Source organism: Pseudomonas sp. A-RE-19 (genome assembly GCF_019956555.1).
Classification (GTDB): Bacteria; Pseudomonadota; Gammaproteobacteria; order Pseudomonadales; family Pseudomonadaceae; genus Aquipseudomonas.
In genome coordinates this window covers 104,893-126,740 of the sequence record NZ_JAHBDQ010000002.1, presented here as the reverse complement: position 1 = coordinate 126,740, position 21,848 = coordinate 104,893, and the positions used below count along the sequence as shown (strand labels likewise).

Annotated in this window: 23 protein-coding genes; 11 read left to right on the top strand and 12 right to left on the bottom strand. The window is 59.0% G+C overall.

The window, feature by feature from the left end:
• The first annotated feature begins 43 nt into the window (after positions 1–43).
• Positions 44–181 (top strand): hypothetical protein, encoded by a 138-nt coding sequence (locus tag KGB14_RS01685; RefSeq protein WP_223483874.1) that lies wholly within the window; start codon positions 44–46, stop codon positions 179–181.
• On the opposite strand, the gene KGB14_RS01680 is transcribed toward KGB14_RS01685, so the two are convergent.
• Both KGB14_RS01680 and KGB14_RS01675 read right to left on the bottom strand, forming a co-directional pair.
• Complete coding sequence (locus KGB14_RS01680; RefSeq protein ID WP_223483806.1) at positions 182–664, bottom strand: GAF domain-containing protein; 483 nt, start codon at positions 662–664, stop codon at positions 182–184.
• Positions 661–1,551, bottom strand: coding sequence for an ATP-binding protein (locus KGB14_RS01675; RefSeq protein ID WP_223483805.1), 891 nt, complete (start codon positions 1,549–1,551; stop codon positions 661–663). The genes KGB14_RS01680 and KGB14_RS01675 overlap by 4 nt, the downstream gene beginning before the upstream one ends.
• Before the next feature lie 166 nt (positions 1,552–1,717).
• Between KGB14_RS01675 and KGB14_RS01670 the strand changes: the two genes are divergently transcribed.
• Positions 1,718–4,039 (top strand): response regulator, encoded by a 2,322-nt coding sequence (locus tag KGB14_RS01670; protein ID WP_223483871.1) that lies wholly within the window; start codon positions 1,718–1,720, stop codon positions 4,037–4,039.
• Here the strand turns inward: KGB14_RS01670 and KGB14_RS01665 are convergent.
• The 3 genes from KGB14_RS01665 to msrB form a co-directional block, all read right to left on the bottom strand.
• The gene (locus KGB14_RS01665) at positions 4,023–4,484 is read right to left on the bottom strand and encodes a MarR family winged helix-turn-helix transcriptional regulator (RefSeq protein ID WP_223483804.1); all 462 of its coding nucleotides are present in this window, start codon (positions 4,482–4,484) and stop codon (positions 4,023–4,025) included. The two genes, KGB14_RS01670 and KGB14_RS01665, sit on opposite strands and share 17 nt — an antisense overlap.
• On the bottom strand, positions 4,481–4,966 hold the full coding sequence (locus KGB14_RS01660) for a glutathione peroxidase (RefSeq protein WP_223483803.1): 486 nt from the start codon (positions 4,964–4,966) through the stop codon (positions 4,481–4,483). Before KGB14_RS01660 ends, KGB14_RS01665 begins: the two co-directional genes overlap by 4 nt.
• A 229-nt stretch (positions 4,967–5,195) precedes the next feature.
• A complete protein-coding gene (gene msrB / locus KGB14_RS01655; protein WP_192344089.1) occupies positions 5,196–5,591 on the bottom strand; it encodes a peptide-methionine (R)-S-oxide reductase MsrB in 396 nt (131 codons plus the stop codon).
• Positions 5,592–5,816: 225 nt separating this feature from the next.
• Here msrB and KGB14_RS01650 point away from each other — a divergent pair, with 225 nt between their 5' ends.
• Together KGB14_RS01650 and htpX are read left to right on the top strand one after the other, a co-directional pair.
• Positions 5,817–7,028: a pyridoxal phosphate-dependent aminotransferase gene (locus KGB14_RS01650; RefSeq protein WP_223483802.1), complete on the top strand. Its 1,212-nt coding sequence runs from the start codon at positions 5,817–5,819 to the stop codon at positions 7,026–7,028.
• A 317-nt stretch (positions 7,029–7,345) separates the two neighbouring features.
• Positions 7,346–8,233 (top strand): protease HtpX, encoded by an 888-nt coding sequence (gene htpX / locus KGB14_RS01645; protein WP_008075669.1) that lies wholly within the window; start codon positions 7,346–7,348, stop codon positions 8,231–8,233.
• Between the two features lie 189 nt (positions 8,234–8,422).
• Here htpX and KGB14_RS01640 read toward each other — a convergent pair whose 3' ends face one another.
• Positions 8,423–9,079 (bottom strand): thiopurine S-methyltransferase, encoded by a 657-nt coding sequence (locus tag KGB14_RS01640; RefSeq protein ID WP_223483801.1) that lies wholly within the window; start codon positions 9,077–9,079, stop codon positions 8,423–8,425.
• A gap of 103 nt (positions 9,080–9,182) precedes the next feature.
• On the opposite strand from KGB14_RS01640, the gene KGB14_RS01635 reads away from it, so the two are divergent.
• A complete protein-coding gene (locus KGB14_RS01635; protein WP_223483800.1) occupies positions 9,183–9,950 on the top strand; it encodes a DODA-type extradiol aromatic ring-opening family dioxygenase in 768 nt (255 codons plus the stop codon).
• Positions 9,951–10,137: 187 nt separating this feature from the next.
• Here the strand turns inward: KGB14_RS01635 and KGB14_RS01630 are convergent, their stop codons facing one another.
• Positions 10,138–11,811 (bottom strand): DEAD/DEAH box helicase, encoded by a 1,674-nt coding sequence (locus tag KGB14_RS01630; protein ID WP_223483799.1) that lies wholly within the window; start codon positions 11,809–11,811, stop codon positions 10,138–10,140.
• Between the two features lie 421 nt (positions 11,812–12,232).
• Here KGB14_RS01630 and KGB14_RS01625 point away from each other — a divergent pair, with 421 nt between their 5' ends.
• A complete protein-coding gene (locus tag KGB14_RS01625; protein WP_223483798.1) occupies positions 12,233–13,024 on the top strand; it encodes a crotonase/enoyl-CoA hydratase family protein in 792 nt (263 codons plus the stop codon).
• A 159-nt stretch (positions 13,025–13,183) separates the two neighbouring features.
• Here the strand turns inward: KGB14_RS01625 and KGB14_RS01620 are convergent, their stop codons facing one another.
• Entirely contained in the window at positions 13,184–13,939 is a 756-nt protein-coding gene (locus tag KGB14_RS01620; RefSeq protein WP_223483797.1) for a spermidine synthase, read from the bottom strand.
• 151 nt (positions 13,940–14,090) lie between these two features.
• Here KGB14_RS01620 and KGB14_RS01615 point away from each other — a divergent pair, with 151 nt between their 5' ends.
• Positions 14,091–15,437, top strand: coding sequence for a class II 3-deoxy-7-phosphoheptulonate synthase (locus KGB14_RS01615; protein ID WP_007899909.1), 1,347 nt, complete (start codon positions 14,091–14,093; stop codon positions 15,435–15,437).
• A gap of 86 nt (positions 15,438–15,523) precedes the next feature.
• On the opposite strand, the gene KGB14_RS01610 is transcribed toward KGB14_RS01615, so the two are convergent.
• Both KGB14_RS01610 and KGB14_RS01605 read right to left on the bottom strand, forming a co-directional pair.
• On the bottom strand, positions 15,524–16,753 hold the full coding sequence (locus KGB14_RS01610; protein WP_223483796.1) for a winged helix-turn-helix domain-containing protein: 1,230 nt from the start codon (positions 16,751–16,753) through the stop codon (positions 15,524–15,526).
• Positions 16,754–16,817: 64 nt separating this feature from the next.
• The gene (locus KGB14_RS01605) at positions 16,818–17,033 is read right to left on the bottom strand and encodes a DUF1127 domain-containing protein (protein ID WP_032835366.1); all 216 of its coding nucleotides are present in this window, start codon (positions 17,031–17,033) and stop codon (positions 16,818–16,820) included.
• A 96-nt stretch (positions 17,034–17,129) separates the two neighbouring features.
• Between KGB14_RS01605 and KGB14_RS01600 the strand changes: the two genes are divergently transcribed.
• Positions 17,130–17,984, top strand: coding sequence for a LysR substrate-binding domain-containing protein (locus KGB14_RS01600; RefSeq protein WP_007899911.1), 855 nt, complete (start codon positions 17,130–17,132; stop codon positions 17,982–17,984).
• Here KGB14_RS01600 and KGB14_RS01595 read toward each other — a convergent pair.
• Positions 17,974–18,708: a sulfite exporter TauE/SafE family protein gene (locus KGB14_RS01595; RefSeq protein ID WP_223483795.1), complete on the bottom strand. Its 735-nt coding sequence runs from the start codon at positions 18,706–18,708 to the stop codon at positions 17,974–17,976. The two genes, KGB14_RS01600 and KGB14_RS01595, sit on opposite strands and share 11 nt — an antisense overlap.
• 125 nt (positions 18,709–18,833) lie before the next feature.
• Between KGB14_RS01595 and KGB14_RS01590 the strand changes: the two genes are divergently transcribed.
• The 3 genes from KGB14_RS01590 (at position 18,834) to KGB14_RS01580 (ending at position 21,106) form a co-directional block, all read left to right on the top strand.
• Positions 18,834–19,790 carry a LysR family transcriptional regulator gene (locus tag KGB14_RS01590; RefSeq protein WP_223483794.1) on the top strand — a complete coding sequence of 319 codons (957 nt, stop codon included), beginning with the start codon at positions 18,834–18,836 and terminating at the stop codon, positions 19,788–19,790.
• A 69-nt stretch (positions 19,791–19,859) separates the two neighbouring features.
• A complete protein-coding gene (locus KGB14_RS01585) occupies positions 19,860–20,321 on the top strand; it encodes a MarR family winged helix-turn-helix transcriptional regulator (protein ID WP_223483870.1) in 462 nt (153 codons plus the stop codon).
• A 365-nt stretch (positions 20,322–20,686) separates the two neighbouring features.
• Positions 20,687–21,106 carry an organic hydroperoxide resistance protein gene (locus KGB14_RS01580; RefSeq protein ID WP_223483793.1) on the top strand — a complete coding sequence of 140 codons (420 nt, stop codon included), beginning with the start codon at positions 20,687–20,689 and terminating at the stop codon, positions 21,104–21,106.
• A 165-nt stretch (positions 21,107–21,271) separates the two neighbouring features.
• On the opposite strand, the gene KGB14_RS01575 is transcribed toward KGB14_RS01580, so the two are convergent.
• Positions 21,272–21,841: an elongation factor P gene (locus KGB14_RS01575; RefSeq protein WP_223483792.1), complete on the bottom strand. Its 570-nt coding sequence runs from the start codon at positions 21,839–21,841 to the stop codon at positions 21,272–21,274.
• Positions 21,842–21,848: the final 7 nt, after the last annotated feature.

The window sequence follows — 21,848 nt, the reverse complement described above, 5'->3', positions numbered from 1 at the left end:
TTGAAGGCTGAGCAGTGAGTTAATCGTCATGGAGAAAGCTGCAATGCCCGATGGTGAACTGTCCGGACTGTTCATCAACGCCGAAATCTACTTGCAGTACGCCAACCAATATCTCGATCCACGACAGATCGATGCCGTCGACCCGTCAAGCCTGCTGATCAAGGCAGGCTTGATGGCCTGATCAGCAGTTAGTCAGGCGCAGGAAAATCGCCGCCAGCTGTTCGATACCGGCCTGATCGTCAGCGGTAAAACGTGCCAGTTTCGGGCTGTCCAGGTCCAACACGCCGATCAGTCGACCGTCCTTGACCAAAGGCACCACTAATTCACTGTTCGAGGCGCTGTCGCAGGCGATATGCCCGGGGAACGCATGTACGTCTTCAACCCGCTGGGTCTGCAAGGTGGCCGCCGCCGCACCGCACACGCCCCGACCGAATGGAATCCGCACGCAGGCGATCTGCCCCTGAAACGGGCCAAGCACCAGTTCTTCGTTGCGATTCAGGTAGAAACCGGCCCAGTTCAGGTCGTCGAGCTGGTTGAACAGAAACGCTGAAAATTGCGCGGCGTTGGCGATAAAATCACGCTCGTCCGCCAGCAGTGATTCCAGCTGCGCCCACAGCATGCCGTAGCCCTCAAGGCCCTGGCCGCTTTTTTGTAAATCGATCATGCCTTGTGCTCCAACAGCTTCAGCCCGACCCAATAGCGGGCAAATTGATACGCGCAGCGGCCATTGCGATTACCCCGGCCCGTGGCCCAGCGCACCGCCAGGATGTCCAGCTCGTCGTCACGCTGCCACTTGAGGCCGGCCTTGTCGGCCAGTTGACCGATCCAGTGCTCGACGACGTTGAGGAAATGTTCCTGAGTAAACGGATAGAACGACAACCACAGACCAAAACGGTCCGACAGCGCGATCTTGTCTTCCACCGCTTCATTGGGATGGAGTTCGCCATCGACCCTTTTCCAGTTTTCGTTATCGCTTTCCTTTTCCGGCACCAGATGGCGACGGTTGGAAGTGGCATACAGCAGAACGTTGTCGGGCGCCTGCTCAAGGGAGCCATCCAGCACACTCTTGAGCACGCGATAGTCGCCCTCACCCGATTCAAACGACAGGTCATCGCAGAACAGCACGAAACGCTGGGGCAGTTTGGCGATCTGCTCAACCACTCGCGGCAGGTCCGCCAGGTGATCACGTTCGATCTCGATCAGCCGCAGGCCGCTCTTGGCGTGTTCGGACAGCAAGGCGCGTACCAGCGACGATTTACCGGTGCCTCGCGAGCCCCAGAGCAAGGCGTGGTTGGCGGGCATGCCGTCGAGAAACTGTTGAGTGTTGCGGCCCAGTTGTTCCAGTTGCCGGTCAACGCCGATCAGGTCGGACAAACGCGTGTCCAGGCTGACTTGCAGCGGCAGCAGAAAACCGCTGCGTCCCTCGCGTTGCCAGCGCGCGGCCAGACAGTGCGTCCAGTCGATGGCCTGTCGAGGCGCCGGCAGCAGCGGCTCGATACGGGCCAGAACGGCGTCGGCGCGTTCAAGAAAAGCATTCAATCGGGAATCCACGTCTTCTCCTCGGGCACGTTCACAGTGATGATTGCGGTACAGCGACGAAATACAACGTCCGATGCCCGGTCTACACCCAGCACAGGTGTTTTTCGAGACCATCGGTATGCAATGATGATCGACTATGCTTGAGCAGCGAAGGGAAACGGAAGTGGTTCAACACCCCATGGACATCAAGTTCAGCCACCGGCTGTCGTACAAGCAAGCCAGGCTTACAGTGCTGGTCGGTTTCATTCTGGGCACGCTGCTCAGCCTGCTGCAAATAGGCATCGATTATGCCAGCGAAGACGCCTCCATCAACCGTGAAATACTGTCTTTACTGGAAATCAGCCATAACCCCGCGTCCCGCATCGCCTACAACATCGACGCCGAACTTGCCCAAGAGCTGACCCTGGGCCTGCTGCGCTCCCCGGCGATCATCGGTGCGCAATTGACCGACAACAACAATACCGTGCTGGCCAGCGTCAAGCGCCCGGAGCTGCAAAGCAGTTACCGGATGATCAGTGACTTCCTGTTCGGCGCCAACCGACAGTTCGAAGACCGTCTCTACCTCGACCACTTGCCGGACGAATCCCTTGGGACCCTGCACCTGGACGTCGATACTTATGCCTTCGGCAGCCGCTTTCTGCGCCGGGCCGAAGTCACCCTGCTCAACGGCTTTGCGCGCAGCCTGCTGCTGAGCGGGATTCTGCTGGCGCTGTTCTATGTGATGTTGACCAAACCATTGGTACGGGTCATCCGCGAACTCAGTGGCCGCGATCCACGCAGCGCTGAGCCGACGTGGCTGGAGTGTCCAGCGGGGCATGAAAACGACGAAATCGGCGTTCTGGTCAAGGTCGCCAATCAGCAGTTCGAAAACATCGCCACCGAAATCCAGCAGCGAAGCAACGCCGAAAACCGCCTGACCGACTACCTCGGGCAACTGGAAAACATCGTCTCGGCCCGCACCGCCGAACTCAAAGCAATCAACGCCCGGCTCAGCCAATCGAACGAGGAGCTGGAAGTCGCCCGCCGCACCGCCCTGGACATGGCGGAAGCGCGCTCGGTGTTCCTGGCCAACATGAGCCATGAAATCCGCACGCCCCTCAATGGTTTGTTGGGGATGATCGCGCTCTCGCTGGACGGCCCGCTCAATGCCGAGCAACAGCAACAACTGTCCATCGCCCATGACTCGGGCAAAGTGCTGGTGGAACTGCTCAACGATATTCTCGACCTGTCGAAATTCGATGCTGGCCAGCTCGAACTCGAACACATTCCATTCGACCTCGGCTCGCTGATCGAAGACACCGCCAACTTGCTGTCCCAGAACGCCGCGCCCAGCGTCGAACTGACGTGCCTGATCGATCCGCAATTTCCCGCACTGGTGCTCGGTGATCCGACCCGGGTCCGGCAAATTGTCAGCAACCTGCTGTCCAACGCCCTGAAGTTCACCCGTTTCGGGCGGGTCGATGTGCGTCTTTCAACATTCGAGGATGGCGTAAGAGTCGAAGTCTGCGACACCGGTATCGGCATCGCCCAGGACGCGCAGGTCAAAATCTTCCAGCCATTCACCCAGGCCGGCGCCGGCATTACCCGGCAATTCGGCGGGACCGGGCTGGGGCTGGCGTTGACCTACAACCTCTGCGAAGCCATGCAAGGGCGGCTGACCATCAGCTCGGAAGCCGGTTTTGGCAGCCAGTTCTGCGCCGACCTGCCGTTGCCATGCCACACTCGGGCCACCCCCCCGGCCCCCTTGCAGGGCAATATCGTCGCCATCACTGCCGCCAGCAGCGGTCTGGCGGAACTGTTGAGCAACCTGTTACCCGGTTGGGGCCTTGACTATCAGCAGCGCTCCATCGATGACCGGTTGATCGGCCTGAAACCGGATGTACTGATTACTGACTGCCCCGAATGCCTGTTTGGCCTGCGCCCTACATTCGATGCACCGATTCTGCTGGTAACCGCCTATGGCAGCTTCATGCCCACTCAGGAAGCAAGTGCCTTGGCGCCCTTGCAGCAACAAGCACGACCTCTGGCGCGCAACGCGCTTTACCAGACGTTGCGGCGGATCCTGCAGCCGGAAGTTCACCCGATCAACGGTGCCCGGATCGAAGCCCTTTCCGCCCATCGACGCGGACGCATCTTGTTGGTGGAGGACAATCCGGTCAATCAGTTGGTGGCCAAGGGAATGCTCGGCAAGCTCGGGTGCGAGGTGATCGTCGCCGCCCACGGTGCCGAGGCCCTGGATCAACTTGAGCAAAGTGAATTCGATCTGGTGCTGATGGACTGCAACATGCCGGTGATGGATGGCTATGAAGCCAGCCGGCAAATCCGTCGCAGCGGGCGCTGGCCACAACTGCCCATCGTCGCCCTGACCGCCAACGCCATGTCCGAAGAACGCGAACGTTGCCGCGCGGCGGGCATGAGCGACTATTTGGCCAAGCCTTTCCGCCGGGAAGAACTGGCAGCCCTGCTCGACTTGTGGATACCCACTACGACAGCGCTTTGATTTGCCCCAACAGGTGATCGAGACCGTTGCGCAGATCATTCAGGTGATCCAGATCGATGCCGCTGTCGCACAACAGGCGGGCCTTGAGCGGCCCGACCTGATCGCGCAAGGCCTTGCCGGCTGGCGACAGGCTCAAGTGCACCTCACGTTCATCGCGCGCCGAACGCTGACGCTGCACCAGCTGCAGTTGTTCAAGACGCTTGAGCAGCGGCGTCAGGGTCCCGGAATCCAGTGCCAGGCGCTCACCCAGGGCCTTGACCGTGGGCTGCTCCGGCGCCGCCTCCAGCCATTCCCACAACACCAGCATCGCCAGGTATTGCGGATAGGTCAGGCCCAACTGATCGAGCATCGGCTTATAGGCACGGATCACCGCCCGAGAAGCGGCGTACAGCTTGAAGCAGAGCTGACTGTCGAGCTTCAGCGAATCAACTGACAACGTGTTCATTTGAGCAGGGCTTCGATCTCGCGGCTCAGGTCCTGCGGTTTAGTCGCCGGAGCAAAGCGCTTGACCAACTGGCCGTCCTTGCCGATCAGGAACTTGGTGAAATTCCACTTGATGCCTTGGGAGCCCAACACGCCCGGTGCGCGCTTTTTCAACTGAACAAACAGGGGATGGGCACCGGCACCATTGACTTCAATCTTTTTGAACAGCGGGAAACTCACCCCGTAATTCAACTCGCAGAACTCGGAAATCGCCCCCTCGTTGCCCGGCTCTTGCTTGCCGAACTGATTGCAGGGAAAACCAAGCACTACCAGGCCTTGATCCTTGTAGGTCTGCCACAGCTCTTCGAGGCCTTTGTACTGCGGGGTGAAACCGCATTTGCTGGCGGTGTTGACCACCAGCACCGCTTTGCCGGCGAAATCGGCCAGGGTCTTTTGCTCACCCTTGATGGTGGTGCAAGGGATGCTCAGCAGGTTATCGCTCATGGCACGAACTCCGAGTGAAGGAATATCAAACATAGCGAGCAATTGAATTGTGTGCAATTTAATAAATCAATAAACACCTGGCGCACAACCTCCACCGTAGGAGCTGCCGAAGGCTGCGATCTTTTGATCTTGTTTTTCTTGAGATCGCTGAAGATCAAAAGATCGCAGCCTTCGGCAGCTCCTACATGTGCACATTACATTTGCGACATCAGCAAAATACAGATGCAGACTATTCGCGGGGAACGAGGTCCAGGCACACCGAATTGATGCAATAACGCAAACCGGTAGGCGGCGGGCCGTCCGGGAACACGTGCCCAAGGTGGGCATCGCATTTGGCGCAGACCACTTCGGTGCGGATCATGCCGTGGCTGACATCACGGATCTCGACCATGGCACTGTCGCCGATCGGCGCGTAGAAGCTCGGCCAGCCGCAGCCGGAATCGAACTTGGTTCTGGAGTCGAACAGCGGCGCGTTGCAGCAAATGCAGTGGTAGACACCATCGACTTTGCTGTCGTTGTACTTACCGGAGAACGGCCGTTCGGTGCCTTTGAGGCGGCAAACGTTGTACTGCTCCGGGTCGAGCATTGCACGCCATTCTTCCAGGGTTTTTTCCAACTTTTCCATTGTTACACCTCAGCAGCTGAAAAAGCCCGATCTGTATCTTTTCCACGGATCGGGCGGCACGTATGATTGCGCCTCGTCAAACGCCAGTCTGGCAGCCAGACCACGCGCATTCAAACGGATTATGAGTGCCGCCATTCGAGGCGTCAGGCCTGTGTGAATACGCAGGATTCCCAGTACGGTCGTTCATACGCCGCCTGGATCGTTCATTTTCGGGAACACATCGCCATGCAGGTCAGCAAATCGAACAAGCTCGCCAACGTCTGCTACGACATTCGCGGCCCAGTGCTCAAGCACGCCAAACGCCTGGAAGAGGAAGGTCATCGCATCCTCAAGCTGAACATTGGCAACCCGGCGCCCTTTGGTTTCGAAGCACCGGATGAAATCCTTCAGGACGTGATCCGCAACCTGCCGACCGCCCAGGGCTACAGCGATTCCAAGGGATTGTTCAGCGCTCGCAAGGCCGTGATGCAGTACTACCAGCAAAAGCAGGTGGAAGGTGTCGGCATTGAAGACATTTATCTAGGCAACGGCGTTTCCGAGCTGATCGTGATGTCGATGCAGGCCCTGCTCAACAACGGCGACGAAGTGCTGGTGCCGGCTCCCGACTATCCGTTGTGGACTGCCGCAGTCAGCCTGGCGGGCGGCAACCCGGTGCATTACCTGTGCGATGAACAGGCCAACTGGTGGCCGGACCTGGCCGACATCAAGGCCAAGATCACCCCCAACACCAAGGCCCTGGTGATCATCAACCCGAACAACCCCACCGGTTCGGTGTATTCGAAAGAGGTCCTGCTGGGCATGCTGGAACTGGCCCGCCAGCACAATCTGGTGGTGTTCTCCGACGAAATCTACGACAAGATCCTGTACGACGACGCCGTGCACATCTGCACCGCCTCACTGGCGCCGGACCTGCTGTGCATGACCTTCAACGGTCTGTCCAAATCCTATCGCGTGGCCGGTTTCCGTTCCGGCTGGGTCGCCATTTCCGGCCCGAAACATCACGCCCAGAGCTACATCGAAGGCATCGACATACTGGCCAACATGCGCCTGTGTGCCAACGTCCCGAGCCAGCACGCCATCCAGACCGCACTCGGCGGCTACCAGAGCATCAACGACCTGGTATTGCCCCAAGGGCGTCTGCTGGAACAGCGCAATCGTACCTGGGAGTTGCTGAACGATATTCCAGGCGTGAGCTGCGTCAAACCGATGGGCGCGCTGTATGCGTTCCCGCGGATCGACCCGAAAGTCTGCCCGATTCATAACGACGAGAAATTCGTGCTCGACCTGCTGCTCTCCGAGAAGCTGCTGGTGGTACAAGGCACGGCCTTCAACTGGCCATGGCCGGACCACTTCCGCGTGGTCACCCTGCCACGGCTGGACGACCTGGATCAGGCCATCGGCCGAATCGGCAACTTCCTCAAGTCCTACCGCCAGTAAGTGGCCTGTCACCGTGCGACGCTTGCGAAAGTCGCACGGTGATTAATTCAGCAACACATCTGTGCGCCCTGCCCTGCATCGTTGTTTCAAGCGCTGACTGACGACACGTTTCATGCCCGCGCCTAACAGCGGCGGGCGCCTGCGACGCTAATGGGCTGACAACCGTTTCCCATGTCGACGTCGGAAATGCCCTTCATGCAGCTAAACTGTTGCCGTAGGACACAGTTTGAAATAGTCACCCGGTTGAATAGCCCGGTGCAGCACCTTATATACCCCGCAGTACGCTACATCTTTAGCACGAGGAGATTTCTACAACCATGATGCGCATTTTGCTGTTTTTGGCCACTAACCTGGCGGTCGTGCTGATTGCCAGCATCACCCTGAGCCTTTTCGGCTTCAACGGGTTCATGGCGGCCAACGGGGTTGATCTCAACCTCAATCAGCTGCTGATTTTCTGTGCGGTCTTTGGTTTCGCCGGTTCCCTGTTCTCGCTGTTCATCTCCAAGTGGATGGCGAAAATGAGCACCAGCACCCAGATCATCAGCCAGCCGCGCACCCGGCACGAACAATGGCTGCTGCAAACTGTCGAGCAACTGTCCCGCGAAGCCGGGATCAAGATGCCCGAAGTCGGGATCTTCCCGGCCTATGAAGCCAACGCCTTCGCTACTGGCTGGAACAAGAACGACGCACTGGTCGCGGTCAGCCAGGGCTTGCTCGAGCGTTTCTCGCCGGATGAAGTGAAAGCCGTCCTGGCTCACGAAATTGGCCACGTGGCCAATGGCGACATGGTCACCCTGGCGCTGATCCAGGGCGTGGTAAACACCTTCGTGATGTTCTTCGCCCGGATCATCGGCAACTTTGTCGACAAGGTGATCTTCAAGAACGAAGAAGGCCAGGGCATCGCTTACTACGTGGCGACCATCTTCGCCGAACTGGTTCTGGGTATTCTGGCCAGCGCCATCGTCATGTGGTTCTCGCGCAAACGCGAATTCCGTGCCGACGATGCCGGCGCACGCCTGGCGGGCACCAGCGCAATGATTGGCGCCCTGCAACGCTTGCGTGCAGAACAAGGGCTGCCGGTGCATATGCCGGACACCCTGAATGCCTTCGGCATCAACGGTGGTCTCAAACAAGGGTTTGCCCGCATGTTCATGAGCCACCCGCCGCTGGAAGAACGCATCGACGCACTGCGTCGTCGGGGCTGACAGGCTCCGCTCCGCACTAAAAGAAAAGGCCCGCAGTGATGCGGGCCTTTTTTTTGGCTGCTTGATTAATGCGGTGTTCATCAGGACCTCTTCGCGGGCAAGCCTCGCTCCTACAGGTTTTGTGGTGGACGACACAAATCCTGTAGGAGCGAGGCTTGCCCGCGAAGAGGCCAACAAACTCAACACACCTTAATGGCTGGAAACCCGATAAACCCGCTCTTCAAGCCGCGTGACACCGGCGTCGAGAAACTTCCAGCTCTCACCCAGGACGTCCTGGTCTTCCAGAATCTTCAGCGCCCACACATCGCCGAACAATCGTTGCACCTCATCATCCAGCACTGCGAAGGGCGGCCCATCCATCTGCGTCTGGTCGTAATCCAGGGTAATCAATAGCCCCAGAGAATCCTTTGGCAGAATGCGAATCAGATGAGCCGCATATCGCTCACGCATCGCCGGCGGCAAAGCGATCAACGCTGCGCGGTCGTACAGTGCGCTGCAATCGGCGACATCGCCTGCCGTCAACTCGAAGAAATCACCGCACCACAACTCGATCGACCCCGCCCGATAGACCTTGAACGGCCCCTGCTCACTGACGTCCGGGTCAAATTGATGCTCATTGAAGAAGTCCTCCACGGCCTTTTCCGACAGTTCAATCCCCAAGACCTCATGACCTCGGTGCGCCAGCCACAACAGATCCAGACTTTTCCCACACAGCGGCACCAGCACGCGAGTGCCCTCTTCCAGGCTCAACGCTGGCCAGAACCGTTGCAGATGAGGATTCACTTCCGGCAGATGAAAGCCGATCTGATTCGACGCCCATCGTTTGTGCCAAAACTCCGGCTGCATAATTAACCCCGAAAAATTCGATCAAAAGACCCTAAAACTTATATTAGATTTAGATCAATGATCTGACTGAAGATGGTGCCATCTTACTCTCAGGAGCTCATTCATGTTCCCCAGCCTGTATATCTCTCATGGCTCCCCGATGCTAGCCCTGGAACCCGGCGCCAGCGGACCGGCCCTCGCACGTCTGGCCGCCGCATTGCCGAAACCCAAGGCTATCGTAATTGTTTCCGCGCATTGGGAAAGCAGCGAACTGCTGGTCAGCGGCAACCCCCAGCCTGAAACCTGGCACGACTTTGGTGGTTTTCCAAAGGCCTTGTTCGAGGTGCAATACCCAGCCCCCGGCAATCCACAACTGGCGGCGGAGGTAGTCGAGCTGCTGAAGACCGATGGTCTGCCAGCGCGCATTGACGCCCAGCGACCGTTCGACCATGGCGTTTGGGTGCCCTTGTCGTTGATGTATCCGCAGGCTGACATCCCGGTGGTGCAAGTCTCGCTGCCCACCCGTGGCGGCCCTGCCCTGCAAACCCGCGTCGGCCATGCCTTGGCCAGCCTGCGCGAACACGGCGTGCTGTTGATCGGCTCCGGCAGTATCACCCACAACCTGCGCGAACTGGACTGGCACGCCGGCCCGGAAAGCGTCGAGCCCTGGGCCAAGGCGTTCCGCGACTGGATGATCGAGAAACTCGAAGCGAACGACGAAGCCGCGCTGCACGATTATCGTCAGCAAGCTCCGAACGCTGTGCGTAACCATCCAAGCGATGAGCATCTGCTGCCACTGTACTTTGCCCGCGCGGCCGGGGGTGAGTTCAGCATTGCGCACCAAGGGTTCACCATGGGGGCGCTGGGGATGGATATTTATCGCTTTGGCTGAAAGGTAGACCGAGTCGCCCGCATCGCGAGCAGGCTCGCTCCCACACTGGAATGCGTTTCCCTGTGGGAGCGAGCCTGCTCGCGATGGGGACGACGCCGCTCAACAGCCATGAACAAAACAGCAGGCAAAAAAAATCCCCGAACCAGTCGGGGATTTTTTATGTTCGATCAATCAGCTCGAGAGCGGATCAATCTTCGCGATAGCGACGCAGCTTCAACTGCTTACCGGCAACGCGAGTGTCCTTCAGTTTGGTCAGCAGACGCTCCAGACCATCTTCCGGCAGCTCGACGAGGCTGAAGCTGTCACGCACCTGGATGCGACCGATGGCTTCACGTGCCAGACCACCTTCGTTGAGGATGGCGCCCAGCAGGTTCTTGGCAGCGATACCATCACGCGCACCCAGCGCGGTACGGCAACGAGCACGACCTTCAGCCAATGGAACCGGAGCACGACGCTCGCGGTCACCACGGTCCGGACGATCACCGGTACGCTCTGGACGATCGCCACGCGGTGCGTTGTTCGGCACCAGTGGACGTTCTTTCTCGATTGCAGCCAGGGTCAGCGCCTGAGCGTTGGTTGCCTTGCGCAGCAGAGCAGCGGCCAGTGCACGCGGGGTGCAACCGATGTCGGCGGTCAGACGATCCAGCAGATCACCGTGAGTCGATTCGGCATCAGCAACCAGCGGCGACAGGCTGTTGGTCAGTTTCTTGATGCGGGCATCGAGAACGGCCTGAGCATCCGGCAGACGAACTTCGGCAACCTTCTGACCGGTTACACGCTCGATCACTTGCAGCATGCGGCGCTCACGCGGAGTCACCAGCAGCAGTGCACGACCTTCGCGACCGGCACGGCCAGTACGGCCGATACGGTGAACGTAGGACTCAGGGTCGTACGGCATGTCAACGTTGAACACGTGAGTGATACGCGGAACGTCCAGACCACGAGCGGCAACGTCGGTCGCCACAACGATGTCCAGACGGCCATCCTTGAGGGATTCGATCACGCGCTCACGCTGGTTCTGAGCAATGTCACCGTTCAGCGCAGCGGCTTTGTAGCCTTTGGCTTCCAGGGCACTGGCCAGGTCCAGGGTCGCTTGCTTGGTGCGCACGAACATGATCAGGGCGTCGAAATCTTCCACTTCCAGCAGGCTCAATACAGCCGAGGTCTTCTGGTCAGCGTGAACCAACAGGTGAGCCTGTTCGATCGCGGTAACGGTCTGAGTCTTGGTCTGAATCTTCACGTGTTGCGGATCGCGCAGATGGCGTTCGGCAATGGCACGGATCGACTGCGGCAGGGTGGCCGAGAACAATACGGTCTGACGGGTTGCTGGCAGAGCCTTGAAGATAACTTCGAGGTCGTCCATGAAACCCAGTTTGAGCATTTCATCGGCTTCGTCGAGAACCAGGTGGTTCACGGTGGCCAAGACTTTTTCGTCACGACGCAGGTGGTCGCACAGACGGCCCGGCGTGGCGACAACGATCTGTGCGCCATTACGGATTGCTTTCAGTTGCGGGCCCATAGGCGCGCCGCCGTAAACGGCCACAACGGTAACGCCCGGCATTTGCTTGGCGTAGGTTTCGAAAGCGGTTGCTACTTGCAGCGCCAACTCACGGGTTGGCGCCAGGATCAGGGCTTGCGGCTCGCGCTTGGCAGGATCGATGCGGTGCAGGATCGGCAGGGCGAACGCGGCGGTTTTACCCGTACCGGTTTGCGCCTGACCAATCATGTCGTGACCGGCCATGATGATCGGGATCGATTGCTGCTGAATAGCCGAAGGCTCTTCGTAGCCGGTCGCAATGACGGCTGCAAGAATATTCGGATTAAGATTAAAAGCGGCGAAGCCGCCGGTTTCCTGGGTCATGGGTCTGCCTCTAAGTGCATCCGCAAAGACCCATGCTCCAAAGCTGCGCATGCCGTGTAAGACTCAAGAGTCGCCCTGGCTGCTTTGTCGGCGGGGATTTGCGAAAACGAATGAATGAAAAAGATTCGTCAAGGAAGAGTCCGCTGTGCGGACATGCAGCCGAAGCTGGCTTCGGGGAATTGCGCTACCTAAACGCGGCCCGGTTAAAGGCCGGCGCGCACTATACCGGAATTCGCCCGAAAAGGGAGCTTTTTTTATCGGAAAAAACCGGCGTACGCCGTTCTGTCACGGGCTTTGCGGATAATTGTGCGACAGTCTATTTTGCAAAGGCCCGGCCCTGCTGGCGACGACGCTAAAACGGTTCACCCTGGGGACGCAGACCTCTGGTCTGACACACCCTTCCCGCCCGAGGAAATGCTCCATGAATCAGCCCAGCCCCAGTCGTGTAACCCGTGAACGGAACGGCCATGTCCTGATGATCGGCCTGGATCGGGTGGCCAAACGCAATGCCTTCGATCTTGAGCTGCTCAACGAACTCAGCCTGGCCTATGGCGAGTTCGAGGCTGACAGCGAGGCGCGCGTAGCGGTGGTGTTCGGGCATGGCGAGCATTTCACCGCCGGGCTCGATCTGATCAGTGCCAGCGCGGCCCTGGCCGAAGGCTGGCAGGCACCCCCCGGTGGTTGCGATCCATGGGGCGTGTTCGCCGGCCCCAGGGTCACTAAACCGGTGATTGTCGCCGCGCAAGGTTACTGCCTGACCGTGGGCATCGAGTTGATGCTGGCCGCCGACATCAACCTGTGCGCCAGCAACACCCGTTTTGCCCAGAAGGAAGTGCAGCGCGGGATCTTCCCGTTCGGCGGCGCCACCTTGCGCCTGCATCAGGTCGCCGGTTGGGGCAATGCCATGCGCTGGCTGCTCACCGGCGATGAGTTCGACGCTCATGACGCCTTGCATCTGGGGTTAGTGCAGGAGGTCATGGCCAGCGAGGACTTGCTGCCACGGGCAATTGAATTGGCGGAGCGGATTGCCCGGCAGGCACCGCTGGGGGTTCAGGCGACTCTGATGTCTGCCCGGCAGGCGCGCTATGAGGGTGAAATGGCAGCAGCTCAGGCCTTGCCGGCGCTGGTGAAGACATTGCTGAACAGCGAGGATGCCAGGGAGGGTGTGCGGTCGATGATCGAGAAACGGCCGGGCGTCTTCAAAGGCTGCTGACACCTGTTGATACAACAATCACCCTGTAGGAGCTGCCGAAGGCTGCGATCTTTTGATCTTGATTTTCAGCGCATTCAAGGACCCCGGAAGATCAAAATCAAAAGATCGCAGCCTTCGGCAGCTCCTACACGGATTCCATTCGCAAAATCGGTCAGGCCTTCAAGTTGCCGGCCGAATCGCCTTGATCAACGACTGCAACGAATACCCCAATCGCGGTGCCAGACCTTCAGCGCGCGCGATCAGCCCATCGCTATCCAGTTCCTGATCCAGCTCGGATGGCACGATCAGAATCACGTTGCCCTCCTTCACCGGCAGTTCCCAGTAATGGCGGTGATAAAGGCCGCGCAACAATGCTGCCCCCAACGGCTTGCCGTCGTCGGTGGCCCACTGGTTGATCACCAGCCAGCCCCCCGGATTCAACCGTTTCTGACAGTTTTCCAGAAAACTCCAGGCCAGATGCCCGACACCTGGCCCGACATCGGTATAGAGGTCGACGAAAATCAGATCGGCCGGTTCAGCCGTATCGAGCAATTCCAAAGCATCGCCGACGCGAATGTACAGCCGCGGATCATCATCGAGCCCCAGATACTCGATGGCCAGGCGCGGCACGTCGGGGCGCAGCTCAATGGCTTCGACGTCCTCCAGCGGCAGGAATTTCAGGCAAGCCTGGGTCAGCGTCCCGGCGCCGAGGCCGAGGAACAGCGCGCTTTCCGGTTGTTCGTGGCACAGCGCGCCGATCAGCATCGCGCGGGTGTAATCGTATTCGAGCCAGCTCGGGTCAGCGGTGAACACGCAGCTCTGTTCGATGGCATCACCGAACTCCAGGAAACGGTAATCGGCCACTTCCAGCACGCGAATCACGCCGAACTCATCCTGTACCTCGGCGAGCAGATGCTCGACGCGCTCCTCAGTCATTTCGTCTCCTGATCGTCACCGTGACCCGGTAACGCAATAAGACCGCGTGGGTGGCGCGGCAAAGGCGCGATTGTCCGCGAAGCAACGGGAACAGGTCACGCACTAATTGCTGATAACATAACCGTCCGAGCGTAAAACACTAGAGACTGCAATGAGCCAACCCTGGAGCCCTGACAGCTGGCGCGCCCTGCCGATCCAGCAACAACCTCAATATCCCGACGCGGCGCATTTGCTGCACGTCGAGCAAACCCTGGCGAGCTATCCGCCGCTGGTGTTTGCCGGCGAAGCCCGGGAGTTGCGCCGTCAGTTTGCCGAAGTGACCCAGGGCCGGGCGTTTCTGTTGCAGGGCGGCGATTGCGCTGAAAGCTTTGCCGAGTTTTCCGCCGCGAAAATTCGCGACACGTTTAAAGTGTTGCTGCAAATGGCGATCGTCATGACCTTCGCCGCCGGTTGCCCGGTGGTCAAGGTCGGACGCATGGCCGGCCAGTTCGCCAAACCCCGTTCGGCCAACGATGAAACCATCAACGGCGTGACGCTGCCGGCCTACCGTGGCGACATCGTCAATGGTATTGGTTTCGACGAAAAAAGCCGCGTACCGGACCCGGATCGCCTGCTGCAGTCCTACCATCAGTCCACTGCGACCCTTAACCTGTTGCGCGCCTTCGCCCAGGGCGGTTTCGCCGACCTGCATCAGGTACACAAGTGGAACCTGGACTTCATCGCCAACTCGGCGCTGGCCGAGAAGTACAGCCACCTGGCTGATCGCATCGATGAAACCCTGGCCTTCATGCGCGCCTGCGGCATGGACAGCTCGCCGCAACTGCGCGAAACCAGTTTCTTCACCGCCCATGAAGCGCTGCTGCTGAACTACGAAGAAGCCTTCGTGCGTCGCGACAGCCTGACCAACGACTACTACGACTGCTCGGCCCACATGCTGTGGATTGGCGACCGCACCCGTCAACTGGACGGTGCTCATGTCGAATTCCTGCGCGGGGTGCACAACCCGATCGGCGTGAAGGTCGGCCCGAGCATGAACCCTGAAGACCTGATTCGCCTGATCGATGTGCTCAACCCGGACAACGACCCGGGTCGCCTGAACCTGATTGCGCGGATGGGCGCGAACAAGGTCGGCGATCACCTGCCACAGCTGATCCGCGCGGTGCAGCGCGAAGGCAAGCAGGTGCTTTGGAGCTCCGACCCGATGCACGGCAATACCATCAAGGCCAGCAGCGGCTACAAGACCCGCGACTTCGCACAGATCCTTGGCGAGGTGAAGCAGTTCTTCCAGGTTCACGAGGCGGAAGGCAGTTATGCCGGTGGCATCCACATCGAAATGACCGGGCAGAATGTCACCGAATGCATCGGCGGCGCACGGCCGATTACCGAGGACGGGTTGTCGGATCGCTACCACACCCACTGCGATCCACGGATGAATGCCGATCAGTCGCTGGAATTGGCGTTTTTGATTGCTGAAACCCTGAAGCAGGTTCGGCGCTAAACCGCATTGAACCCATCGCGAGCAGGCTCGCTCCCACAGGATTGCGCTGTACCTGTGGGAGCGAGCCTGCTCGCGATGGCGCCAGTTCAAACAACACTGAATTGAGCCAATGCCACCCGCAACCGCGCCGCACTCGCCCGCGGGCAATTCAACTGAACCTGCGCCAGCCCCAACCAATCGGCCATCTGCCGCAGATTGACCGCCAACGCCAGCATCCCCGCCTCATCCAGCCCCGGCGCCTCCTCATGCACGGCGTGCACCGCCAGCCGACCCAACGCTCGCTCGGCGCGCAAGTCGACCCGTGCGGCAATCCGTTCATGGTGCAAAAACGGCAGTACGTAATAGCCATAGACGCGCTTGTGCTGCGGCGTATAAATCTCCAGCCGATAACGGAAATCGAACAATCGCTCGGTACGGCTGCGTTCCCAGATCAGCGAATCAAACGGTGAAAGCAGCGCACTGGCCTCGACCTTGCGGGGGACTTTCGGCGATGGCAGGCAATAGGCCGGTTGCCGCCAGCCTTCAACCTCACACACCAACAGACCACCCTCCTCGACCAGCTCCGCCAGACGCGGTCGGCTATCGGCAGGGTTCAAGCGAAAATAGTCCCGCAGGTCCTTTTCCGTGCCGACGCCCAAAGCCGAGGCGGCGTGCAATAACAGTCCGCGCTGAGCCTCGGCCTCGCTGAGCAAGGGCTGTTGAAGTATTGCCGAAGGAATCACCCGCTCTGGCAAATCATAAAGCCGTTCGAACCCGCGCCGACCGGCCACGGTCACTTCACCGGCAGCGAACAACCATTCCAGTGCATGTTTTTCCGCGCTCCAGTCCCACCACGGTCCTGCCCGTTCCTGACGGGTCGACAAACTGCCGGCACCCAGCGCACCGAGTTCCTGAACCGACGCCAGAACGCGGCGAATCGTGTCTTGCTGCTCACGACCGAAGCGCGCCAGTTGCTGATAGATGTATTCGCCACGGGTCGCGCGCTGCATCCGCCAGCGCATCAGGGGGTACATCGACAAGGGCAGCAGCGACGCTTCGTGGCCCCAATACTCGAATAACGTGCGTCGACGACCCTGACTCCAGGCAGCCTGATCAAGCAAGTCGGATGAGTAATTGCCAAGACGGGAAAACAAGGGAAGGTAGTGCGAACGCACTAACGCATTGACCGAATCGATCTGCAGAATCCCCAGGCGTTCGATCAGCCGGTTGAGCTGAACCGCTTTGATCGCCGCTGGCGGCTGGCGCCCGTTGAATCCTTGGGCGGCCAGCGCCAGACGCCGAGCCTGTTTAAGGGAAAAGGACAGTGTGGCGGGCATGAGCATCTCCTTGTCTGCTCGCAACCTACCTCACCCACAAGCGGTTTGTGTAGCGATGGCATCATCATTTATGCATCGGATCATCCCAGAACGGTCTTACCGTCTCATGCTCCACATCCGCACGGCTCACGCCGATATCCTTCAGTGCTTCGTCGCTCAAGCTCGCCAACATTTCACGTTCGCGGTGAAGTTCGTACCAGCGACTAAACTTGTGCAGCAGATCGGATACCGCGTGGATTGAAAATTTTTGTTCCGTTACATGCTCGTTATGACCTTTCATCGTATTGCCCTCCTTTTGGGATGGCTCAAGTCTCGCGTCAGCGATAAGATCAATCCAACGAATGTTTCTGATGGCATACATCTCGGAGATTGATGAATGTCCGCCTACCCCAGTATCGACACCGATGTACTGCGCACTTTCGTCGCGATCGCCGATCAGGGCGGTTTTACCCGCGCCGGTGAAATGGTCAACCGCACCCAGTCGGCGGTGAGCATGCAGATGAAACGCCTGGAAGAGGACGTGTTGCAGCGCCAACTGTTCGAACGCGACGGGCGCCAGGTCAAGCTGACCGCCGAAGGCCAGGTATTGCTGGGCTATGCGCGACGCATCCTCAAACTCCACAGCGAAGTCTTCAATACCCTGCGCGAGCCACACATGGTCGGCACGGTGCGCATCGGTACGCCCGATGATTACGTCATGCGCTTTCTGCCGGGCATCCTGTCGCGCTTCGCGCAGTTCTACCCGCTGATCCAGATCGAGGTTCACTGCGAATCGACCCGGCAACTGTTGCAGCGCCAGGACCTGGACCTGTCCATCGTCACCCGAGAGCCGGGTAACGAGATTGGCCAATTGTTGCGCAAGGAGCGTTTTGTCTGGGCCGAAGCCCAATGCTTCAGCGCCCACGAACAGACGCCGCTGCCGCTGGCGATGTTCAACAGTGATTGCTTCTGCCGCCTCTGGGCGTGCAATGCCCTGGATGCCATGGGCCGCGATTACCGCATTGCCTACAACAGCTCCAGCCTGTCGGCGTTGATGGCCGTGGTCAGCGCGGGTCTGGCGATCACCGCGCAGCTGGAAAGCCTGATCACACCGGACATGCGCATCCTCGGCGCCAACGAAGACCTGCCGCTGTTGCCGGAAGCCAGCATCATGTTGATCCGCAACCTGAACAACCCTTCGCCCATCACCGAATGCCTGGCCGAGCACATCGTCGAAGGTTTCAAACTTTAAGTGCGAGCATGACCGCGCAGAACACCAGAAAACCACAGAACAGCCCACGCAGGAGTCGCTCCGGCAGTGCGTGGGCAATTCTCACGCCCCAACTGATACTCATCAATCCACCGATCGCCAACGGTAGGCCGATCGTCCAGTTCACCTGATGATGCACCGCGTAGGTCACCAGAGTGACGCCGGTACTTGGCAACGCCAGGGCCAGCGACAAACCTTGGGCAACCACTTGAGTGGTGCCAAACAGGCTGGTCAACACCGGCGTGGCCACCACTGCCCCGCCCACCCCAAACAATCCGCCCATCGTCCCGGAAGCTGCGCCGAGCACACCCAGCCACGGCCAGGAATAGTGCATCTGCGAAGAAGCGGGTGGGGTGGCGGTGAACATTCGCACCAGGTTGTAGGCCGACAGGGCAATCAGGAATGCGACGAATCCCACGCGCATGGTCTGAGCGTCGATACCCACCGCCCAAATCGAACCGATCCAGGCAAAGCAGAAACCCATTGAGGCCAGTGGCAACGCATGACGCAATTCGATGCGATTGCGCTGGTGATAGCGCCACAGCGCCAGCATCACATTGGGCACCACCATCACCAGCGCCGTGCCTTGGGCGATCTGTTGATCGAGCCCGAACAACACCCCTAGCAGCGGAATGGCGATCAAGCCACCACCAATGCCGAAGAGCCCCCCGAGGGTTCCCAGGGCAGCGCCAAAGATCAGATACATCACAAACTCAATCACAGGCAATTTTCCTTTTGTCGGGCTGTTCATCCTACGCAGTCCGCTCTGGCGGGGAAACGCACAGCAACGCACAATGGCTGTGCCAAATTCGCACAAGCGCTAACAAAACCATGAACCCAAATCAGTTGACCGAACAGCTTGGTCTGTTTCTGGACGTGTTGGAAAGCGGCAGTTTTTCCGCCGCCTCCCGCCGTCATCCACTGACGCCATCGGCGGTGGCACGACGCATCGACAGCCTGGAAAGCGCGGTCGGTAGCCAGTTGTTCATTCGCAGCACCCATGCGGTGCGCGCCACCCCGGCCGGCCTGGCCTTTGCCGAGCGTGCGCGGCGGATCGTCGCTGAACTGCGCCTGGCCCGGGCAGAAGCGGTGTCCTTGAGCAGCGCGCCGGAAGGACTGATTCGGGTCGATGCGCCAGCAGCGTTTGGACGACGACACCTGGCGCCGGTGATTGCCGATTTCCTGACGCTTTATCCTGGCCTCGACGTGCAACTGCACCTGATCGACAGCTTTGTCGACATGCAGGGCTCGAACCTGGGCAAGGTCGATCTGGTACTGCGTGCCGGGCAAATGGCCGACACCCGACTGGTGGCCACGCCGCTGGCGAGCATGGTGCGCATCGCCTGCGCCAGCCCCGATTATTTGCAACGCCGTGGCGTGCCGACCGACCCGGCGCAGTTGAGCGAACACGATGGCCTCGACTGGGAGGGCCTGGCTCCGCCCTTCGCCTGGCGTTTCGAGCGTGATGGACAGATGCATTTGCACCGGCCAGCGCGAATCCGCATGAGCGCCAACAATGCCGAAGCACTGGCCTGCGGGGCGCTGGCCGGGCTGGGCATCGCACACCTGCCGACCTGGCTGGCCAGCGAATATTTATTACGTGGCGAACTGCTGCCACTGTTCTGCGAAAACGGTCTGCCAAAACCGGAAAGCACCGGCATTTATGCGTTGCGCCTGGAGCAGCAACCCAGTTCGCGCAGCCGACTGTTACTGGAATACCTGAAGACTCGTTTCAGTCCCATCCCGCCGTGGGATCTGGCACTGCAAACCAACCTGGATCGCCACTAATCCAGAATTATCTGGCGCATTAAAGATTCGCCCGCTAGATTCATGACGATCACTGATCAAGGCTTTGAAATGAACACCGAGCGCAACACCCCGGACAACTGCGACAACCTGCTGCTGGACAATCAGGTCTGCTTCGCCCTGCATTCCACCTCGCTGCTGATGACCAAAGTCTACAAGCCGTTGCTACAAGCGCTGGGCCTGACCTATCCGCAGTACCTGGCGATGATGGTGTTGTGGGAAAAGGATGGGCTGACGGTCGGCGAAATCAGTACCCGGCTGCTGACCGATCCTGGATCACTGACTCCCTTGCTCAAGCGCCTGGAAGCCGAAGGTCTTTTGAGCCGCACTCGCAGTCGTGAAGACGAACGGGTGGTGATTGTCGAACTCACCGAACAAGGCCGTGCGCTGCGAGACAAGGCCCGCGACATTCCCCAATGCATCCTCGGTGCGAGCGGGCAGACGCTGGAACAGTTGAAGAAGCTGCAAGCGGATCTTCAAGAGTTGCGTGGCCATCTGCAAGACAGCCTCTGACCTCCAAAACACCATCAATCCTTTGTGGGAGCGAGCCTGCTCGCGATAGCGGAGTGACTTTCAGCATTGATGTTGACTGACACACAGCTATCGCGAGCAGGCTCGCTCCCACATTTGTTTTGTGGAGCGCTCAAAAATCGCCTCGCCAGCCCTCTCCTCGAAAAAAATCTTCGCTGAACAATCCCACCTAGACCTTCTATCTCGGCACTTTCAACCCCACGCACTCACTGACCAGCAGGTTCTTGCCAATTTTTTTCGAAAAATTATATTGCACACTAAACATTTGCGGACTACATTCACCTCGCACTTACTTAGCGCGCAAACATATTGCGCTAAATACTCAGAATCCGAATGAGGCTCACCCCATGCAAACTCTCTACACCGCAATCGCAACCTCCACCGGCGGCCGTGACGGTCGTGCGATTTCCAGTGACAACATCCTCGACGTCAAACTCGCCACGCCTAAAGAACTCGGTGGTGCTGGCGGCGCGGCAACCAACCCTGAACAACTGTTTGCAGCCGGCTACTCCGCCTGCTTCATCGGCGCGCTGAAATTCGTCGCCAGCCAGACCAAGCGTAAAATCCCGGACGACGCCTCGATCACCGCCCATGTCGGCATCGGTCAGATCCCTGGCGGTTTTGGTCTGGACATCGACCTGCACATCAGCCTGCCGGGCCTTGAACAAGCCGATGCACAGAGCCTGGTCGAAGCCGCCCACCAAGTCTGCCCGTACTCCAATGCCACCCGTGGCAACGTCGATGTACGCCTGCACGTTAGCGTTTAATCACTGAGCAAAAGATCGCAGCCTCGTTTCACTCGACAGCTCCTACGAAGGTTTGATTGATTCCCTGTAGGAGCTGTCGAGTGAAACGAGGCTGCGATCTTTTGATCTTGCAGGCACAAAAAAGCCCGACTCAATGGTCGGGCTTTTTCATTCCTGAGGCTGTGCTTATTTAGCACGGCCTTTGTAGGAACCGCCTTCGCGGGTATCGATTTCGATCTTGTCACCGATTTCGATGAAGTCAGCAACTTGCAGCTCAGTACCGTTGCTCAGCTTGGCAGGCTTCATCACCTTGCCGGAAGTGTCGCCGCGAGCCGAACCTTCGGTGTAGTCAACTACGCGCACGATGGTGGTCGGCAGCTCTACGGAAACCAGACGCTCTTCGAAGAAGATCGCTTCGCAAACATCGGTCATGCCTTCTTCAACGAAAGGCAGAACGGCTTCGATATCTTCAGCGTTCAGCTCGTACATGGTGTAGTCAGTGGTGTCCATGAACGTGTAGGAGTCGCCGCTGATGAAGGACAGGGTCGCTTCTTTACGGTCGAGGATTACGTCGTCCAGTTTGTCGTCGGCGCTGTAAACGATCTCGGTCTTGTAACCGGTCAGCAGGTTCTTCAGCTTGGTCTTCATGATCGCGCTGTTACGACCCGACTTGGTGAATTCAGCTTTCTGAACCAGCCAAGGATCGTTTTCGAGACGGATCACCATCCCGGGTTTAAGTTCTTTACCAGTTTTCATTGCGAAT

What these genes read in the sequence shown, in the direction of transcription:
- KGB14_RS01685 (WP_223483874.1), top strand. Translation starts at nt 44, where the DNA reads ATGCCCGATGGTGAACTGTCCGGACTGTTCATCAACGCCGAAATCTAC.
- KGB14_RS01640 (WP_223483801.1), bottom strand. Translation starts at nt 9,079, where the DNA reads ATGCAGCCGGAGTTTTGGCACAAACGATGGGCGTCGAATCAGATCGGC.
- KGB14_RS01620 (WP_223483797.1), bottom strand. Translation starts at nt 13,939, where the DNA reads ATGACTGAGGAGCGCGTCGAGCATCTGCTCGCCGAGGTACAGGATGAG.
- KGB14_RS01580 (WP_223483793.1), top strand. Translation starts at nt 20,687, where the DNA reads ATGCAAACTCTCTACACCGCAATCGCAACCTCCACCGGCGGCCGTGAC.
- KGB14_RS01600 (WP_007899911.1), top strand. Translation starts at nt 17,130, where the DNA reads ATGTCCGCCTACCCCAGTATCGACACCGATGTACTGCGCACTTTCGTC.
- msrB (WP_192344089.1), bottom strand. Translation starts at nt 5,591, where the DNA reads ATGGAAAAGTTGGAAAAAACCCTGGAAGAATGGCGTGCAATGCTCGAC.
- KGB14_RS01595 (WP_223483795.1), bottom strand. Translation starts at nt 18,708, where the DNA reads ATGTATCTGATCTTTGGCGCTGCCCTGGGAACCCTCGGGGGGCTCTTC.
- KGB14_RS01610 (WP_223483796.1), bottom strand. Translation starts at nt 16,753, where the DNA reads ATGCCCGCCACACTGTCCTTTTCCCTTAAACAGGCTCGGCGTCTGGCG.
- KGB14_RS01660 (WP_223483803.1), bottom strand. Translation starts at nt 4,966, where the DNA reads ATGAGCGATAACCTGCTGAGCATCCCTTGCACCACCATCAAGGGTGAG.
- KGB14_RS01615 (WP_007899909.1), top strand. Translation starts at nt 14,091, where the DNA reads ATGAGCCAACCCTGGAGCCCTGACAGCTGGCGCGCCCTGCCGATCCAG.
- KGB14_RS01625 (WP_223483798.1), top strand. Translation starts at nt 12,233, where the DNA reads ATGAATCAGCCCAGCCCCAGTCGTGTAACCCGTGAACGGAACGGCCAT.
- KGB14_RS01590 (WP_223483794.1), top strand. Translation starts at nt 18,834, where the DNA reads ATGAACCCAAATCAGTTGACCGAACAGCTTGGTCTGTTTCTGGACGTG.
- KGB14_RS01585 (WP_223483870.1), top strand. Translation starts at nt 19,860, where the DNA reads ATGAACACCGAGCGCAACACCCCGGACAACTGCGACAACCTGCTGCTG.
- htpX (WP_008075669.1), top strand. Translation starts at nt 7,346, where the DNA reads ATGATGCGCATTTTGCTGTTTTTGGCCACTAACCTGGCGGTCGTGCTG.
- KGB14_RS01635 (WP_223483800.1), top strand. Translation starts at nt 9,183, where the DNA reads ATGTTCCCCAGCCTGTATATCTCTCATGGCTCCCCGATGCTAGCCCTG.
- KGB14_RS01680 (WP_223483806.1), bottom strand. Translation starts at nt 664, where the DNA reads ATGATCGATTTACAAAAAAGCGGCCAGGGCCTTGAGGGCTACGGCATG.
- KGB14_RS01650 (WP_223483802.1), top strand. Translation starts at nt 5,817, where the DNA reads ATGCAGGTCAGCAAATCGAACAAGCTCGCCAACGTCTGCTACGACATT.
- KGB14_RS01630 (WP_223483799.1), bottom strand. Translation starts at nt 11,811, where the DNA reads ATGACCCAGGAAACCGGCGGCTTCGCCGCTTTTAATCTTAATCCGAAT.
- KGB14_RS01605 (WP_032835366.1), bottom strand. Translation starts at nt 17,033, where the DNA reads ATGAAAGGTCATAACGAGCATGTAACGGAACAAAAATTTTCAATCCAC.
- KGB14_RS01665 (WP_223483804.1), bottom strand. Translation starts at nt 4,484, where the DNA reads ATGAACACGTTGTCAGTTGATTCGCTGAAGCTCGACAGTCAGCTCTGC.
- KGB14_RS01670 (WP_223483871.1), top strand. Translation starts at nt 1,718, where the DNA reads ATGGACATCAAGTTCAGCCACCGGCTGTCGTACAAGCAAGCCAGGCTT.
- KGB14_RS01575 (WP_223483792.1), bottom strand. Translation starts at nt 21,841, where the DNA reads ATGAAAACTGGTAAAGAACTTAAACCCGGGATGGTGATCCGTCTCGAA.